This window comes from Variovorax sp. 679, assembly GCF_003952185.1.
Taxonomy (GTDB): Bacteria; Pseudomonadota; Gammaproteobacteria; order Burkholderiales; family Burkholderiaceae_C; genus Variovorax.
Genome location: NZ_RXFS01000012.1, coordinates 22,530 through 37,638, shown reverse-complemented (window position 1 = coordinate 37,638; position 15,109 = coordinate 22,530). Strand labels below are relative to the sequence as shown.

At 68.0% G+C, this 15,109-nt stretch carries 14 protein-coding genes; 12 read left to right on the top strand and 2 right to left on the bottom strand.

Features of this window, described 5'->3' with window-relative positions:
- Positions 1-65 precede the first annotated feature (65 nt).
- The 7 genes from EJO71_RS27410 (at position 66) to cydX (ending at position 8,777) form a co-directional block, all read left to right on the top strand.
- Positions 66-1,028, top strand: coding sequence for a nitronate monooxygenase family protein (locus tag EJO71_RS27410; RefSeq protein ID WP_125951916.1), 963 nt, complete (start codon positions 66-68; stop codon positions 1,026-1,028).
- A gap of 62 nt (positions 1,029-1,090) precedes the next feature.
- Positions 1,091-2,203 (top strand): acyltransferase, encoded by a 1,113-nt coding sequence (locus tag EJO71_RS27405; protein ID WP_125951917.1) that lies wholly within the window; start codon positions 1,091-1,093, stop codon positions 2,201-2,203.
- A 156-nt stretch (positions 2,204-2,359) separates the two neighbouring features.
- A complete protein-coding gene (gene cydD / locus EJO71_RS27400) occupies positions 2,360-4,051 on the top strand; it encodes a thiol reductant ABC exporter subunit CydD (protein ID WP_125951918.1) in 1,692 nt (563 codons plus the stop codon).
- The gene (gene cydC, locus EJO71_RS27395; RefSeq protein WP_125951919.1) at positions 4,048-5,769 is read left to right on the top strand and encodes a thiol reductant ABC exporter subunit CydC; all 1,722 of its coding nucleotides are present in this window, start codon (positions 4,048-4,050) and stop codon (positions 5,767-5,769) included. The genes cydD and cydC overlap by 4 nt, the downstream gene beginning before the upstream one ends.
- 66 nt (positions 5,770-5,835) lie before the next feature.
- Positions 5,836-7,455, top strand: coding sequence for a cytochrome ubiquinol oxidase subunit I (locus EJO71_RS27390; RefSeq protein WP_125951920.1), 1,620 nt, complete (start codon positions 5,836-5,838; stop codon positions 7,453-7,455).
- Complete coding sequence (gene cydB / locus EJO71_RS27385; RefSeq protein ID WP_125951921.1) at positions 7,452-8,606, top strand: cytochrome d ubiquinol oxidase subunit II; 1,155 nt, start codon at positions 7,452-7,454, stop codon at positions 8,604-8,606. The genes EJO71_RS27390 and cydB overlap by 4 nt, the downstream gene beginning before the upstream one ends.
- A 21-nt stretch (positions 8,607-8,627) precedes the next feature.
- Complete coding sequence (gene cydX, locus EJO71_RS27380) at positions 8,628-8,777, top strand: cytochrome bd-I oxidase subunit CydX (protein ID WP_093201312.1); 150 nt, start codon at positions 8,628-8,630, stop codon at positions 8,775-8,777.
- A 28-nt stretch (positions 8,778-8,805) separates the two neighbouring features.
- Here cydX and EJO71_RS27375 read toward each other — a convergent pair whose 3' ends face one another.
- Both EJO71_RS27375 and EJO71_RS27370 read right to left on the bottom strand, forming a co-directional pair.
- Positions 8,806-9,387 carry a GbsR/MarR family transcriptional regulator gene (locus EJO71_RS27375; RefSeq protein WP_125951922.1) on the bottom strand — a complete coding sequence of 194 codons (582 nt, stop codon included), beginning with the start codon at positions 9,385-9,387 and terminating at the stop codon, positions 8,806-8,808.
- A gap of 49 nt (positions 9,388-9,436) precedes the next feature.
- A complete protein-coding gene (locus EJO71_RS27370; protein WP_125951923.1) occupies positions 9,437-10,462 on the bottom strand; it encodes an AraC family transcriptional regulator in 1,026 nt (341 codons plus the stop codon).
- A 110-nt stretch (positions 10,463-10,572) separates the two neighbouring features.
- On the opposite strand from EJO71_RS27370, the gene EJO71_RS27365 reads away from it, so the two are divergent.
- The 5 genes from EJO71_RS27365 to EJO71_RS27345 are packed head-to-tail and all read left to right on the top strand — an operon-like array spanning position 10,573 to position 15,108.
- Positions 10,573-12,132 carry a long-chain-fatty-acid--CoA ligase gene (locus EJO71_RS27365; RefSeq protein WP_125951924.1) on the top strand — a complete coding sequence of 520 codons (1,560 nt, stop codon included), beginning with the start codon at positions 10,573-10,575 and terminating at the stop codon, positions 12,130-12,132.
- Positions 12,133-12,173: 41 nt separating this feature from the next.
- Entirely contained in the window at positions 12,174-13,358 is a 1,185-nt protein-coding gene (locus tag EJO71_RS27360) for a lipid-transfer protein (RefSeq protein WP_125951925.1), read from the top strand.
- A 13-nt stretch (positions 13,359-13,371) separates the two neighbouring features.
- Positions 13,372-13,812, top strand: coding sequence for a MaoC family dehydratase N-terminal domain-containing protein (locus EJO71_RS27355; protein ID WP_125951926.1), 441 nt, complete (start codon positions 13,372-13,374; stop codon positions 13,810-13,812).
- A 17-nt stretch (positions 13,813-13,829) separates the two neighbouring features.
- Complete coding sequence (locus EJO71_RS27350; RefSeq protein ID WP_125951927.1) at positions 13,830-14,249, top strand: MaoC family dehydratase; 420 nt, start codon at positions 13,830-13,832, stop codon at positions 14,247-14,249.
- 28 nt (positions 14,250-14,277) lie between these two features.
- The gene (locus tag EJO71_RS27345; RefSeq protein WP_125951928.1) at positions 14,278-15,108 is read left to right on the top strand and encodes an SDR family oxidoreductase; all 831 of its coding nucleotides are present in this window, start codon (positions 14,278-14,280) and stop codon (positions 15,106-15,108) included.
- Position 15,109: the final 1 nt, after the last annotated feature.

Sequence of the window (15,109 nt, the reverse complement as noted above, 5' to 3'; positions counted from 1 at the left end):
TCTGACGGGCGATGGCGGCCTTCCTCTCTTACTCTTACAAGACCGAACTTATCTCCGGAGACGACATGTCCAAGCTGCCCCCAGTCCTCGCGAACCTGCCGCTGCCGATCATCGGCTCGCCGCTGTTCATCATCAGCAACCCCAAGCTCGTGATTGCGCAATGCAAGGCGGGCGTGGTCGGCTCGATGCCGGCGCTCAACGCGCGCCCCGCCGCGCAGCTCGAGGACTGGCTCGCCGAGATCACCGAGGAGCTCGCGGCCTACAACAAGGCCAACCCCGACAAGCCCGCAGCACCGTTTGCCATCAACCAGATCGTGCACAAGAGCAATGACCGGCTCGAGCACGACATGGAGATGGTCGTGAAGTACAAGGTGCCGATCGTCATCACCTCGCTGGGCGCGCGCACCGACGTGAACGACGCGGTGCACAGCTACGGTGGTGTGACGCTGCACGACATCATCAACAACAAGTTCGCGCAGAAGGCGATCGAGAAGGGCGCCGACGGCATCATCGCCGTGGCGGCCGGTGCCGGCGGCCATGCGGGCGTGAAGAGCCCGTTCGCGCTGGTGCAGGAAATCCGCCAGTGGTTCGACGGCCCCATCGCGCTGTCGGGCTCCATCGCCACCGGCGGCGCGGTGCTCGCGGCGCAGGCCATGGGCGCCGACTTCGCCTACATCGGCACGGCCTTCATCGCGACCGAGGAAGCGCGCGCGAGCGACGAATACAAGCAGGCCATCGTTGACGGCACCTCGGACGACATCGTCTATTCGAGCCTCTTCACCGGCGTGCACGGCAACTACCTCGCGCCCAGCATCGTCAAGGCCGGCATGGACCCGGCCAACCTGCCCGAGGGCGACGTGAAGACCATGAACTTCGGCGGCGGCGAAGGCAGCAAGGCCAAGGCCTGGAAGGACATCTGGGGCTCGGGCCAGGGCATCGGCGCGGTGACCGAAGTGGCCACCGCCGGCGCATTCATCGAGAAGCTCAAGCGCGAATACCAGGAGGCAAGGCAGCGGCTCGCGCTTTGACTGCCTTTGCCAACGGCGCCGCGCCAGTTGCCGGCGCGCCGTCGTCATCATCCGTTGGTCGCATGCCGCTGCTCGATGCGGCGAAAGGCATCGCCTGCGCGGTGATCGTCGGACACCATCTCTCGCGCTACGGCCCGATGCCGGCCGGCGCCTACGCGCTCGCGCCCGATTTCTTCGCCTGGCTGGCCGACGAGGGCCGGCTGGCGGTGCAGGTGTTCCTCGTGATCGCGGGCTTCCTGGCCGCAGCGAGCCTCGCGCCGGACGGCACGCTGCGCGTGGAGCGGCCTATGTCGCGCATCCTGCAGCGCTACGGTCGGCTGATCATGCCGTACCTCGCCGCGCTCACCGTGTGCGTGCTGGTCGCCGCGTTCGTACGGCCGTGGCTCGACGAAGAAGTGGTGCCGGCGTCGCCCACATTCGGACAACTGGTCGCCCACGGACTGCTGTTGCAGGACCTGCTGGGCTACGAGTCGCTCTCCACGGGTGTCTGGTACGTGGCCATCGATTTCCAGCTGTTCGCATTGGCGCTGGTGCTGGTGGGCCTTCCCACGATGCTGCAGCGCTCGAACGGCTCGCTGCCACCGAGCGCGCGGGCGCGCTGGATGCCCATGGCGCTTGTGATCGGGCTGGCCGTGGCCTCGCTGGCGCTGTTCAATCGCAACGCGGGGCTGGACGACACCGCCTTCTACTTCTTTGGCACCTACGGGCTGGGCATGCTGGTGTTCTGGATCGGGCGCGCGACGCGCACCAGCACCTGGCAGAGCGGGATCGCGCTGCTGGCGCTGGTCGGGGCGGGCACGCTGGCCATCGACTGGCGAAGCCGCATCGCCACCGCGCTGGTCACGGCGCTGCTGATCGCCATCGCGCAGCGCCGGAACTGGTTGTCGCCGAAGCATTGGCCGGCGGTGGCCATGCCTCTGGTGCGGCTGGGGCGCATGTCGTACTCGCTGTTCCTGATCCACTTCCCGGTGCTGCTGGCCATGAACGCGGCTGTCGCGAATGCGGGGCCGCACGGGTCGTGGTTCGATGCATGCGGTCTCGTCGCGACCTTCGGCCTTTCGGTGGTTGCGGCGGCACTGCTGTATCGCTGGGTGGAGGCGCGCCCAGCCTCCTGGCGGGCGGTATTCACGCTGTTCGCCGCGCTGCTGGTCAGCGGAATAGTCGTTTCTCATTAAAGGACGGGCGCGCCAGCGCAGGCGCACCGCCCAAATCTTCCTGAACCGGTTGCGTTCGAGCGCTGCAGCGTGCAGTCTGCGGGCTCGTCAGTTGCCCCCATCTCCGGTATGATTGTGGAAATTTCAGTAAATACTGAAAATTCACGAAACTAAGGAATGACCAAGCACTCGCCATCCAGATCGCCGCTTCGGGCTTTCGCGTCGCCTGACGTCGGCGGGGTGGTGCAGGGCGCTGCAGCGCTTTTCTGGCTGCCGCAGGCCGCATTGCTGGCGATGGCGGTGCAGGGGCTGGCTTCGGGGCGCGGCTTCGATGCGGTGATCTGGCCCGCCGGCGCGATCCTTCTGCTCGGGTTGCTGAGGGCGGGCTGCGAGGCTTGGGGGGCGCGTCGGACCTTTGCTCGCGCCAGGGCGCAACTCACTGCGCTGCGTGCGCAAACGGCAGCGGCGCTGGCCGGCGGCTCTCCGCTCGATCGCCGACGTGCGCCTTCCGGGCTGGCAGCCAGCGTGCTCGCCGAGCAGGCCGAGGCGCTGGTGCCGTACCTCGTGCGCTACCAGCCCGCACGCTGGCGCGCGACGGTGGTGCCGGTCTTCATCCTCTGCGCGGTGGCCGCCTTCTCTTGGGTGGCAGCGCTGGTGCTGCTGGTGGCGGCGCCGCTCATTCCGCTCTTCATGGCGATCGTCGGATGGCGCGCCAGGGCCGCGAGCGAGGCGCAGATGGTGGAGATGGGCGGCATGAATGCCTTCCTGCTCGACCGGCTTCGCGGACTGGCGACGCTGCGCGCGCTCGGCGCGGTGGAGATCACGGCCCAGCGCCTGGGTGAAGCCGCCCAATCCCTGCGCCGCAGGACGATGGCCGTGCTTCGCATCGCGTTTCTGTCGTCGGCAGTGCTGGAGCTCTTCTCGGCGCTGGGCGTGGCGCTGGTTGCCGTCTACGTGGGCTTCCACCTGCTGGGCCCGATCGGCTTCGGTGCATGGGGGCGCACGCTGAGCCTGGGCGAAGGGCTGTTCGTGCTGCTGCTGGCGCCTGCATTCTTCGAGCCGCTGCGCGAGCTGTCGGCGGTCTGGCACGACCGGGCCGCGGGCGAAGCCGCACTGGAGGCACTCGACAGGCTGCAGCGCAACGAACTGGCGCTGCCCGGAGCAAATGCCTCACTGACGCGCGCACCGACGGGTGCCTCCGGTGGCCCACCGGCAGTCGCCATCCACAACCTTCATTTCTCCTGGACCGGCGAGCAGCAGGAAGTGTTCGACGGCTACGAGCTTCGCATCGCGCCCGGAGAGCACGTCGCGCTGACCGGCCCCAGCGGCAGCGGCAAGACCGCCATGCTTTCTCTGCTCGCGGGCCTGGTGCCCGCGACGCGCGGCGAGATCGTCATTGGCGGCGTGGCGCTCACCGAACACACGGTGGCGGCGCTGCGCCAGCGCATGGGATGGATGGGGCAGGTGCCGCACGTCTTCGCTGGTTCGGTCGAGGCCAACGTGGCGCTGGGCCGCGTGGGCGTGGACACCCCGCGGGTCGCCGAAGCCGTGCGCTTCGCGTCGCTCGAGGCCGTGGCGCAGGCGCATCCCTCCACATCGCTCGGCGAAGGGGGCGGGGGACTGTCCGGCGGAGAGGCCGTGCGCCTCGCGCTCGCGCGCATCGCGGTGCATCCGCAGGCCGATTTGCTGCTGGTGGACGAACCCACCGCGCACCTCGACACCGAAACCGCCGAGCGGGTTGCCGACGCGCTTGTGGAGCTTGCACGAGGCAAGACCTTGATCGTCGCGACACACGACCCCGTCCTCGCATCGCGCATGGACCGCACCGTGAGCCTCGGCAGCACCGACGCAATGGAGAAGGCTGCATGAGCGAGACGCAAGCTCCCCGCGCCGCCACGAACTGGCTTGACCTGCGCCTGGTCCTGCGCCCCTTCTTCGCCGAGCAGCCGCGCCCGCTGCTGCTCGGCGGCCTGCTCGCCGCAGTCACCGTGCTGGCGGGCATGGCGCTGCTGGGCCTCTCCGGCTGGTTCATCACTGCGACTGCGCTGGCCGGGCTGCATGCCGCAACAGCTTTCGCCTTCGACGTGTTCATGCCGTCCGCCGGCATCCGGCTGCTCGCGCTAGGCCGCACGGCATCGCGCTACGGCGAGCGGCTGGTGACCCACGACGCGACCTTCGCCGTGCTCGCCGCATTGCGCGTCCGCCTGTTCCGAGGCTGGGCGAAGGCCGAGGCTGCGCGCGAGCTCCTGAAGCGTCCGGCCCGCCTGCTGTTCCGCCTGACCTCGGACATCGATGCGCTCGAGTCGCTCTACCTGCGCTTGCTCGTGCCGGCCGCCGCTGCATTGGGCGCTGCATTGCTCGCCGGCACGGTGCTCGGCTTCATGCACCTGGCCATGGGCCTTGCGCTGATGCTCTGGCTTGTGATCGTCGGCTGGGGCATCGCGCTACTCGTCGCCCGGCGCGCGCGTCAGCCAGCCGTGCGGCGCGCGCATGCCATCGAAGCGCTGCGGGCACGCGCGGTCGATCTCGTCGCGGGACAGACCGACCTGGTGATGGCTGGCCGCATCGACGCCCAGTGCGAGGCCCTGATGAACGCCGACACGCACCTCGCCAAGGCCGATCTCGCGCTGAACAAGCTCGAAGCTGCCGCCGGTTTTGCTTACGGTAGCGCGGGCACCCTGACCCTGGTCGGCGTGCTGCTGGCCGTTGGCTGGCTGGTGGGCGAGGGCGTCATCGGCGCTCCGGCTGCGGCACTGGCGCTGCTGGTGGCACTCACGGCGACAGAGCCCTTCGCGGCCCTGCGTCGCGGTGCGCTTGATGCAGGGCGCACGTGGCTTGCAGTGCGGCGCCTCGCACCACGCATGACGCCAGCTGCCGACGAGTACGCCGAGACGACGAATGCATCCGATGTCTCAACCGCGCTGCAACTCGATGGCATCACGGTGATCCACGACGGCAGCCGTACACAGGTCCTGAGCGACCTTTCGCTGACCCTGGACGAAGGTGAGCGCGTCGCGCTGATCGGTGCGAGCGGCGCCGGCAAGTCAACGCTGCTCGCCACCATCGCTGGCGAACTCACGCCGCACTCCGGCACGGTGCGCTCGCAGGCCGCCTGCCTGCTGACCCAGCGCACCGAACTCTTCCAGGACAGCCTGCGCGACAACCTCCGCCTCGCCGCTCCAGAAGCCACCGACGACCAGCTGCATGCGGCATTGCACGCCGCAGGTCTGGAGAGCGACGTGCGTGCCCTGGCCTCGGGCCTTGACACGCGACTGGGCGAAGGCGGCCTCGGCCTCTCGGGCGGCCAATCTCGCCGCCTTGCGCTGGCGCGCCTGCTGCTGCGCCCCGTGCCGCTCTGGCTGCTGGACGAACCGACAGAGGCGCTCGATGCCGCCGTCGCGCACGACGTGCTGCAACGCCTTGCCCGACACGCAGGATCGCGCACCTTGCTGATCGCCACCCATCTGCGCCGCGAGGCAGCGCTGGCCGACCGCCTCCTGTGCATGCGCGGTGGTCGCATCGTCGCCGACCTGCGGCGCGGCAGCGAGGCCTTCGACGCCGCATTGCGCAGCCTGCGCACCGACTGAATCCGCAAGCCAGACAGCCAGCAGGAAACAGGGAACACAAGGAAAGAAGAAAGGAAGAACCCCATCATGGATCTCGACATCGTCGCGTTATCGCGCCTGCAGTTCGCCGTCACGGCGCTGTATCACTTCCTGTTCGTGCCGCTCACGCTCGGACTCTCGATCATCATCGCCATCATGGAGACGGTCTACGTGATGACCGGCCGCGTGATCTGGCGCGACATGACGAAGTTCTGGGGCGTGCTTTTCGGCATCAACTTCGCGATGGGCGTCGCCACCGGCATCGTGATGGAGTTCCAGTTCGGCATGAACTGGAGCTACTACAGCCACTACGTCGGCGACATCTTCGGCGCGCCGCTGGCCATCGAGGGGCTGATGGCCTTCTTCATGGAAGCCACCTTCGTCGGCCTGTTCTTCTTCGGCTGGGACAAGCTCTCCAAGGTGGGCCACCTGATCTCCACCTGGGCGGTGGCCATCGGGTCCAACTTCTCGGCGCTGTGGATCCTCATCGCCAACGGCTGGATGCAGAACCCGGTGGGCGCGGCCTTCAATCCACAGACCATGCGCATGGAAGTGACCGACTTCGCGGCCGTGCTGACCAACCCGGTGGCGCAGGCCAAGTTCGTGCACACCGTGTCGGCGGGGTATGTGTGCGCTGCGGTGTTCGTGCTCGGCGTGTCGGCCTGGTACGTGCTCAAGGGGCGTCACCTCGAACTGGCCAAGCGCTCGATGACGGTCGCGGCCTCCTTCGGCCTGGCTGCCGCGCTCTCGGTGGCCGTGCTCGGCGACGAGAGCGGCTATCTCTCGGGCGAACACCAGAAGATGAAGCTCGCCGCCATCGAAGCCATGTGGGAGACGCAGCCTGCGCCCGCCGCCTTCACCGTCGTCGGCTTCCCCGACCAGGAGGCGCGCGAGACGCACTACGCCATCCACATTCCGGCGGTGATGGGCCTGATCGGCACACGCTCGCTCAACACGGTGATGCCCGGCATCGACGAGCTCGTGAAGCGCGCCGAGGCCCGCATCCGCGAAGGCCTGAAGGCTTATGACGCGCTGCAGAAGATCCGCGAGGCCGGCGGCCCCGACAAGGTGACGCAGGGCGTGCGCGGCGACTTCGAGGACAACGGCATCAACATGGGCTACGCGCTGCTGCTCAAGCGCTACGTGGACGATCCGCGCCAGGCCACGGACGAGCAGATCGCCAAGGCGGCATGGGACACCGTGCCGCAGGTGGCGCCGCTCTTCTGGCTGTTCCGCGTGATGGTGGGCATCGGCATGCTGCTGATCCTGCTGACGGGCACCTTCTTCGTGCTCTCGGCGCGCCGCAAGCTCGACAGCTACCGCTGGTTGCTGAAGGTCGCTGTGTTCGCCATTCCGCTGCCGTGGATCGCCATCGAGTCGGGCTGGCTGGTGGCCGAGTTCGGCCGCCAGCCGTGGGTGATCGAAGGCGTGCTGCCGACCGCGGTGGCCGTGTCGAACCTCGGAGTGAAGACGCTGCTGCTCACGCTCGCAGGCTTCATCGCGATCTACACCACGCTGCTCGTCATCGAGATGAAGCTGATGCTCAAGGCCATCCGCAAGGGGCCTGAGGCAGAGCACGCGCCCGATGAAGGCGACACGCTCTCGCACGTTCCGCCGGCCCATGCGGGCGCGGCCATTCCTTCTCCTTCCGTCGGGAGCGCTGCATGATCCTCCACACACTCCTCGACTATGAAACCCTGCGCTTCATCTGGTGGCTGCTGATCGGCGTGCTGCTGGTGGGCTTTGCAGTAACCGACGGCTTCGACCTGGGCAGCGGCATGCTGCTGCCCTTCGCCGCGCGCAACGACATCGAGCGCCGCGTCGTCATCAACAGCGTGGGCCCGGTGTGGGAGGGCAACCAGGTCTGGCTGATCCTCGGCGGCGGCGCGGTCTTCGCGGCGTGGCCGCAGTTGTACGCCGTGTCGTTCTCGGGCTTCTACCTGGCGATGTTCGTGATTCTCACGGCGCTGATCCTGCGGCCCGTGGCCTTCAAGTTCCGCAGCAAGCGTGAGTCGCCGCAGTGGCGTTCGCGCTGGGACTGGGTGCTGTTCTTCAGCGGCTTCGTGCCCGCGCTGATCTGCGGCGTGGCCGTGGGCAACGTGCTGCAGGGCGTGCCGTTCCGTTTCAACGCCGACATGCACATCTTCTACGACGGCGGCTTCTTCGACCTGCTGAATCCGTTCGCCATCCTCTGCGGACTGGTGTCGGTGGCGATGCTCGTGATGCACGGTGCCGCATGGCTGCTGCTGAAGACAGCGGGACAGGTGGCCGAGCGCGCTCGCACCTACGGCATGGTTGCCGCGGTGCTCACCATCGTGCTGTACGCGGTCGCAGGCGTGCTGCTGGCGACGAGCATCGGCGGATTCCGCATCAGCAGCGTAGTCGACGTGGCGGGGCCGTCGAACCCGATGCTGAAGACGGTCGAGCTGCACGCAGGTGCGTGGACTTCCAACTATGCGGCGCATCCGTGGACGCTGGCCGCGCCGGTTGCCGGCTTCGTCGGCGCGCTGGGGGCATTGCTCGGCCTCGCGCTGCGCCGCCCCGTGTTCGCGCTGCTGACGGCGGCGCTCGGCATCGCCGGCATCATCCTGAGCGTGGGCGCATCGATGTTCCCGTTCATCCTGCCGTCGTCGATCGATCCGCGCGCCAGCCTCACGGTGTGGGACTCGTCGTCGAGCCACCTCACGCTGTTCATCATGCTGGTGGTCACGGCCTTCTTCATTCCGCTGATCGTGGCCTACACCAGCTGGGTCTACCGCGTGTTGTGGGGCAAGGTCGACGAACAGGCCATCCGCGACGAGAGCGGGCACGCCTACTGACAAACGAACGGAGGAAAAACGATGTGGTACTTCGCCTGGATCCTCGGCCTGCCGCTGGCAGCCGCTTTCGCCGTACTCAATGCCATGTGGTACGAACTCATGGACGACGAGGCCGTTCGCAAGGCCAAGCTCGGAACGCCTGAGCCGTCTTCGGGGCAGGAGCGGCTCTAGAAAAGAAAGAGAAGGAAGGCCGTTCGCGCTATTCGGCGGCCTTCTTCTTCGACGCTCCGCCGCCGGTGATGCGGTCCTTGAGCGTCAGCACCTTCGTCACGGTCGCGCCCATGCCCATGAGCTTCATGGCGGTCTCGGGCGCGAGCCGCTGCACGTCGTCGAACCATTTCATCAGCCGGTCGATCAGGTCGTGCATCTCGCGCATGCGTTCCTGCGCGTGGCGCTCCGCGTCGCTCGTGGGCGATTCGAGCAGCGCGTTGCGCAGCATCGAGAGCGTGGGTTCGATCTCGCGGCGGCGGCGCTCCTCTGCCAGCACGCGGAAGATTTCCCATACGTCGGAAGGCGCCTCGAAGTATTCGCGCCGGTCGCCGGGGTGGTGCCGAAGATGCACCAGCCGCCACGCTTGAAGCTCCTTCAGGCCCATGCTGACGTTGGAGCGAGAGAACTCGAGCAGCTCGGCGATCTCGTCGGCGTTGAGCGCGCGCTCCGAAAGGAAGATCAGCGCGTAGATCTGCCCGACTGTGCGGTTGATGCCCCACTTGCTGCCCATCTCGCCGAAATGGGCGACGAACTGGCGGTTGAGGGGAGGTAGATCGGAGGAAGTTGCCATGCGCCGGATTGTCGCGCGGATGGCTGTAATTTCGGGAAATCCTGAAAACTCAATCCGCTGGCGTGCGCCGCCGGTACGAGCCCGGCGCACCGCCGGTCCATGCCTTGAAGGCCCGCTGGAAGGCCGCGCTGTCGGCGAAACCCAGTTCCTCGGCCAGTGCCGCGAGCGGCACGGTGCTGGTGTTGAGCCGCACGATGGCGAGGTCGCGCCGCAACTGGTCCTTCAACGCCTGGAACGAGGTGCCTTCCGTTGCCAGGTGCCGCTGGAGCGTGCTGACCGACATGTGCAGCACGCCCGCCGTGGTCGCCAGGTCGGCCCAGGCGGGGCGATGCTGCTGCAGCACCGCGCGCACCCGTGCGCTCACAGCCTGCTCGGCAAGACGCGGGAGGATCACGTTGGCCGGCGCGGCAGCCAGAAAAACCTGCATCTCCTGCGCGTCGCGGTGCACCGGCGTGTCGAGCGCGCTGGCGTCGAACCACACGGCCGACAGCGGCTGGCCGAACTGCAGCGGCCCCGGAAACACCTTGGCGTAGCCGTCCGCATAGGGCGGCAGCTCGAAGCCGAAGTCGAAGCGGCGCGCCACCAGCCGGCCGCCATGCAGCCACGCGAACAGCCGCCAGTACACCCGCAGCATCAGCTCGTGCAGGAAGTTCTGGTGCGTGGCGAGCTGGATGTTCAGCTTCACCCCGAAGCCCGCGAGCGGGCCTTCGTGCAGCAGCACCAGCGACAGGTCGTCCTGCAGCAGGCTGAAGGTGTGCGCGACGCGTCGCAGCGCCGCCTCGAAGGTGCGCGCGCCCAGCGTGGAACGCGTCATCAGCGCGAAGCTGCCGCAGCGCAGGCGCCGGGTAAGAAAGCCCAGGGCCTCGTCGTCCATGCGCTCCATCAGCAGGGCGAATAGCGCCACGTACTGCTCGGCCGTGACGCGGGCACCGGCTTCATCGAGCAGTGCCGGGGCAATGCCCGCGTCTTCCAGCGCCTTGTCGACGTCGACGAGCGCCTCGCCGGGCCGTGCACGGATGCCCGACAGCATGCCGAGGACGAAGGCGATCGGGATGGTGACGGGCGGCTGCAGCATGTCTCTGTCGATTGACCTTTTCTGCCATGCGATCGAAGCGAAGTGCAATCGCCGGGCGGCGGCTGGATTTCTACCATGCGTCTGCACAAGAACGAGACGGAGACAAACCCATGTACCTGACCCAGGGCCTTCACCGGGCCGTGCAGCAGCGCCCTGACGCCATTGCCGTGCGTTTCGCCGGTCGTGCCCGGACTTTCCGCGACTTCGCCGAACGCGTCGCGCGGCTGGCCGGCGCGCTGCAGCGGCTGGGCATGCAGGCGGGCGACCGCGTTGCCATGCTGTCGCTCAACTCCGACCGCTATCTGGAGTACCAGATGGCCGTGCCCTGGGGCGGCGGCGTGCTCAACCCCTGCAACATCCGTTGGTCGGCCGCCGAGATCCTCTACTCGCTGGAAGACTCCGGCTCCGGCATCCTGCTGGTCGACGAGACCTTCCGGCCCGTGGTCGAGCAGATGCGCGGCCAGTCGAAGAGCCTGCGCGAAGTCGTCTACTGCGGCGATGGGGCCACGCCGGCCGGCATGCACAGCTACGAAGGCCTGATCGACGCCGCAACGCCGGTGCCTGACGCCGTGCGCCGCGGCGAGGACCTGGCCGGCATCTTCTACACCGGCGGCACCACCGGCTTTCCCAAGGGCGTGATGCTGAGCCACACCAACATCTGCAGCTCGGCGCTCGCGGCGCAGGCCGAGGGCCTGGCTCCGGCCGGCGGCAGCTACCTGCATGCCGCGCCGATGTTCCACCTGGCCGACATGGGGCTGGCCACGCCGCACTGGTTCGCGGGCAATACGCATTCGATCATCCCGATGTTCACGCCCGAAGGCGTGCTCAACACCATCGAGCGCGACCGCGTCACCAGCCTGCTGCTGGTGCCCACCATGATCCAGATGCTGGTGGATCACCCCGCCATGCGGGAGCCGCGCGATCTGGGCAGCCTGAAGAACATCACCTACGGCGCCTCGCCCATTTCCGAGGCCGTGCTCAACCGGGCGATGGAGGCGTTCCCCGGCGTCGGCTTCGTGCAGGCCTACGGCATGACGGAGCTGTCGCCCATCGCCACGCTCCTGCCTGCCGAACTGCATACGGCTGAGGGCCGCAAGCGCGGCAAGCTGCGCTCGGCGGGGCGCGCCGCCGTGTGCATGGAAGTGCGCGTCGTCGATGCCGACGACAACGAAGTGCCGCGCGGCACCGTCGGCGAAGTGGCCGTGCGCGGCCCCAACGTGATGCAGGGCTACTGGAACAAGCCCGAGCAGACGGCCGCCGCGCTGCGCGACGGCTGGATGCACACCGGCGACGGCGCCTACATGGACGACGACGGCTTCATCTTCGTGGTCGACCGGATGAAGGACATGATCATCAGCGGCGGCGAGAACGTCTATTCGGCCGAGGTCGAGAACGCCATCAACCAGCATCCCGCGGTGGCGGCCTGCGCCGTCATCGGCATCCCGAGCGAGGAGTGGGGCGAGGCGGTGCACGCCGTGCTGGTGCTCAAGCCGGGGCAGGGCGTGCAGCCCGAAGAGCTGATCGCCCACTGCAAGACGCTGATCGCCGGCTACAAGTGCCCGCGCAGCGTGGCCGTCGTCGACGCGCTGCCGCTGTCGGGCGCCGGCAAGGTGCTGAAGACCAAGCTGCGCGAACCCTTCTGGCAGGACCGCCAGAGAAGCGTGGCCTGAGCCTGCCTGTTTTTTCCATTCGAACTTCCAAGGAGCCTTTCATGAGTCAAGACGTCCATGTGGTCGGGGTCGGCATGATCCCCTTCACCAAGCCGGGGGCGAACCAGCCCTATCCGCAGATGGCCGCCCATGCCACGAACGCAGCATTGAAGGACGCCGGCATCGGCTACGAGCTGGTGCAGCAGGCCTACGTGGGCTACGTGTACGGCGACTCCACCGCCGGCCAGCGCGCGCTGTACGAGGTGGGCATGACGGGCATTCCGGTCGTCAATGTCAACAACAACTGCTCGACCGGCTCGACCGCTCTCTTCCTCGCGCGCCAGGCCGTGGCCAGCGGCGCGGCCGACTGCGTGCTGGCGCTGGGCTTCGAGCACATGAGCCCCGGCGCGCTCGGCGCGGTGTTCAACGACCGGCCCAGCCCCTTCGACCACTTCGAGAACATCACCGACGAGCTGGTCGGCAACGAGCAGGTGCCGCTCGCGCTGCGCTACTTCGGCGGCGCCGGGTTGGCGCACATGCAGCAGTACGGCACGCAGATGTCGACCTTCGCGAAGATCCGCGCCAAGGCCAGCCGCCATGCGTCGAACAACCCGGTGGCGCTGTTCCGCACCGTCGTCACCGAGGACGAGGTGATGGCCGCGCCCGTCATGTGGCCCGGCGTGATGACGCGGCTGATGGCCTGCCCGCCCACCTGCGGCGCGGCGGCGGCCATCGTGTGTTCGCCCCGCTTCGCCGAGCGCCACGGCCTGGACCGCAGCGTGCGCATCAAGGCGCAGGCCATGACCACCGACCGCCCCGTCACCTTCGAGAGCCGCGACATGCGCGAGGTGGTCGGCTTCAGCATGGCGCAGGAGGCCGCGCAGAAGGTGTACGACGCAGCCGGCGTCGGCCCGCAGGACGTGGACGTGGTCGAGCTGCACGACTGCTTCGCGCACAACGAGCTCATCAGCTACGAGGCGCTGGGCCTGTGCCCGGTGGGCGGCGCGGAGAAGTTCGTGGTGGACGGCGACAACACCTACGGCGGCAAGGTCGTCACCAATCCGTCGGGCGGGCTGCTGTCGAAGGGCCACCCGCTCGGTGCCACGGGGCTGGCGCAATGTACGGAGTTGGTCCAGCAGCTCCGGGGCACGGCCGACAAGCGGCAGGTCGAGGGCGCACGGCTGGCGCTGCAGCACAACCTCGGCCTGGGCGGCGCCTGCGTGGTGACGCTCTACGAGCGCGTCTGAGAAAGGCCGGCAGATGATCGACAAGAAGTGGATCGGCCACGAGCTGCCCGCATCGGTGCTGCCCATCGAGCGCACCCGCCTGCAGTTCTTCGCCAAGGCCATCGGCGAGACCGACCCTGTCTACACCGACGCCGCCGCCGCGCGCGATGCCGGCTACCCCGACCTGCCCGCGCCGCCGACATTCCTGTTCGCGGCCGAGCTGGACTCCGGCGCGTCCGACCGGCTGCTGGCCGACCTGGGCATTCCGCTGTCGAAGCTGCTGCACGGCGAGCAGGGCTTCAGCTACCACAAGCCCGCCTGCGTAGGCGACACGGTGACGGTGCGCTCCACCATCACCGACATCTACGACAAGAAGAACGGCGCGCTCGAATTCGTCATCAAGACCTCGCGCGCCACCAACCAGCGCGACGAACTGGTGGCCGAGCTGCGTACGGTGATCGTCTGCCGCCATTGATGAAGGAATCCGCACCGATGAATGCTCCGACATACGACGCCGTGAAGATCGGCGACGAGCTGCCCTCGCTGCAGCTGCCACCCGTGGACCGAACCACGCTCGCACTCTTCGCCGGCGCCTCGGGCGACCACAACCCCATCCACATCGACACCGACTTCGCGCGCAAGTCCGGCATGCCCGACGTGTTCGCGCAGGGCATGCTGGGCATGGCCTGGCTCGGCCGGCTGCTCACGCAGTGGGCGCCGCAGTCGCAGCTGCGCCGCTTCGACGTGCGCTTCCAGGGCATCACGCACCTGGGGCACGCGGTGCGGTGTAGCGGGCGGGTGGTCGAGAAGCTCGAGCACGAAGGCGAGCGCTGCGTGCGCGTGGAAGTACACAGCGCCAATCAATACGGGCAGACGCGCATCGCCGGCGAGGCGCTGGTCGCGCTGCGCTGAATCACACCGACAACGAAAGAACAGAGACATGACACTCAAGCTCGGCGGCAAGGTCGCCCTCATCACAGGTTCGGGTCGTGGCATCGGCCGGGCCATCGCGCTCAAGCTCGCATCCGAAGGCGCGCGCGTCGTCGTCAACGACCTCGATGCGGCCCCGGCCGAAGAGGCTGTTCAAGCCATTCGTGCCGCAGGCGGCGAGGCCGTGGCCTGCGTCGGCAGCGTGGCCGCACCGGACTTCGCCGAACGCTTCGTCGGCACGGCGGTGAACGAGTTCAAGGGGCTGGACATCATCGTCAACAACGCCGGCTACACCTGGGACAGCGTGGTGCAGAAGATGACCGACGAGCAGTGGTACGCCATGATCGACGTGCACCTGACAGCGCCGTTCCGCATCCTGCGCGCGGCGCAGCCGGTGATCCGCGCGCTGTCGAAGTCCGAGACCGAGGCGGGCCGGCGCGTGGTGCGCAAGGTGGTCAACATCTCGTCGGTGGCGGGGCTGTTCGGCAACGCGGGGCAGGCCAATTACTCGACCGCCAAGGCCGGCATCGTCGGCATGACGCAGACGCTGGCCAAGGAGTGGGGCCGCATGAACGTGACGGTCAACTGCGTGGCCTTCGGCTTCATCCAGACCCGGCTGACCGCAAGCACCGCCGAGGCCACCACCGCGAACATCGAGGGGCGCGAGATCAAGGTCGGCATCAACCCGGGGCTGCTGGCGATGATGGAGCAGTCCATTCCGCTGGGTCGCGGCGGCACGCCCGAAGAGGCGGCCGGCGCGGTGTATCTGCTGTGCGCGCCCGAGTCCGATTACGTGAGCGGGCAGACGCTGATGTGCACCGGCGGCCTCACGGGGATCTGAA

Excerpts from the sequence above, each read along its gene's own strand:
- EJO71_RS27410 (WP_125951916.1), top strand. The coding sequence starts at position 66 with ATGTCCAAGCTGCCCCCAGTCCTCGCGAACCTGCCGCTGCCGATCATC.
- EJO71_RS27405 (WP_125951917.1), top strand. The coding sequence starts at position 1,091 with ATGCCGCTGCTCGATGCGGCGAAAGGCATCGCCTGCGCGGTGATCGTC.
- cydD (WP_125951918.1), top strand. The coding sequence starts at position 2,360 with ATGACCAAGCACTCGCCATCCAGATCGCCGCTTCGGGCTTTCGCGTCG.
- cydC (WP_125951919.1), top strand. The coding sequence starts at position 4,048 with ATGAGCGAGACGCAAGCTCCCCGCGCCGCCACGAACTGGCTTGACCTG.
- EJO71_RS27390 (WP_125951920.1), top strand. The coding sequence starts at position 5,836 with ATGGATCTCGACATCGTCGCGTTATCGCGCCTGCAGTTCGCCGTCACG.
- cydB (WP_125951921.1), top strand. The coding sequence starts at position 7,452 with ATGATCCTCCACACACTCCTCGACTATGAAACCCTGCGCTTCATCTGG.
- cydX (WP_093201312.1), top strand. The coding sequence starts at position 8,628 with ATGTGGTACTTCGCCTGGATCCTCGGCCTGCCGCTGGCAGCCGCTTTC.
- EJO71_RS27375 (WP_125951922.1), bottom strand. The coding sequence starts at position 9,387 with ATGGCAACTTCCTCCGATCTACCTCCCCTCAACCGCCAGTTCGTCGCC.
- EJO71_RS27370 (WP_125951923.1), bottom strand. The coding sequence starts at position 10,462 with ATGCTGCAGCCGCCCGTCACCATCCCGATCGCCTTCGTCCTCGGCATG.
- EJO71_RS27365 (WP_125951924.1), top strand. The coding sequence starts at position 10,573 with ATGTACCTGACCCAGGGCCTTCACCGGGCCGTGCAGCAGCGCCCTGAC.
- EJO71_RS27360 (WP_125951925.1), top strand. The coding sequence starts at position 12,174 with ATGAGTCAAGACGTCCATGTGGTCGGGGTCGGCATGATCCCCTTCACC.
- EJO71_RS27355 (WP_125951926.1), top strand. The coding sequence starts at position 13,372 with ATGATCGACAAGAAGTGGATCGGCCACGAGCTGCCCGCATCGGTGCTG.
- EJO71_RS27350 (WP_125951927.1), top strand. The coding sequence starts at position 13,830 with ATGAATGCTCCGACATACGACGCCGTGAAGATCGGCGACGAGCTGCCC.
- EJO71_RS27345 (WP_125951928.1), top strand. The coding sequence starts at position 14,278 with ATGACACTCAAGCTCGGCGGCAAGGTCGCCCTCATCACAGGTTCGGGT.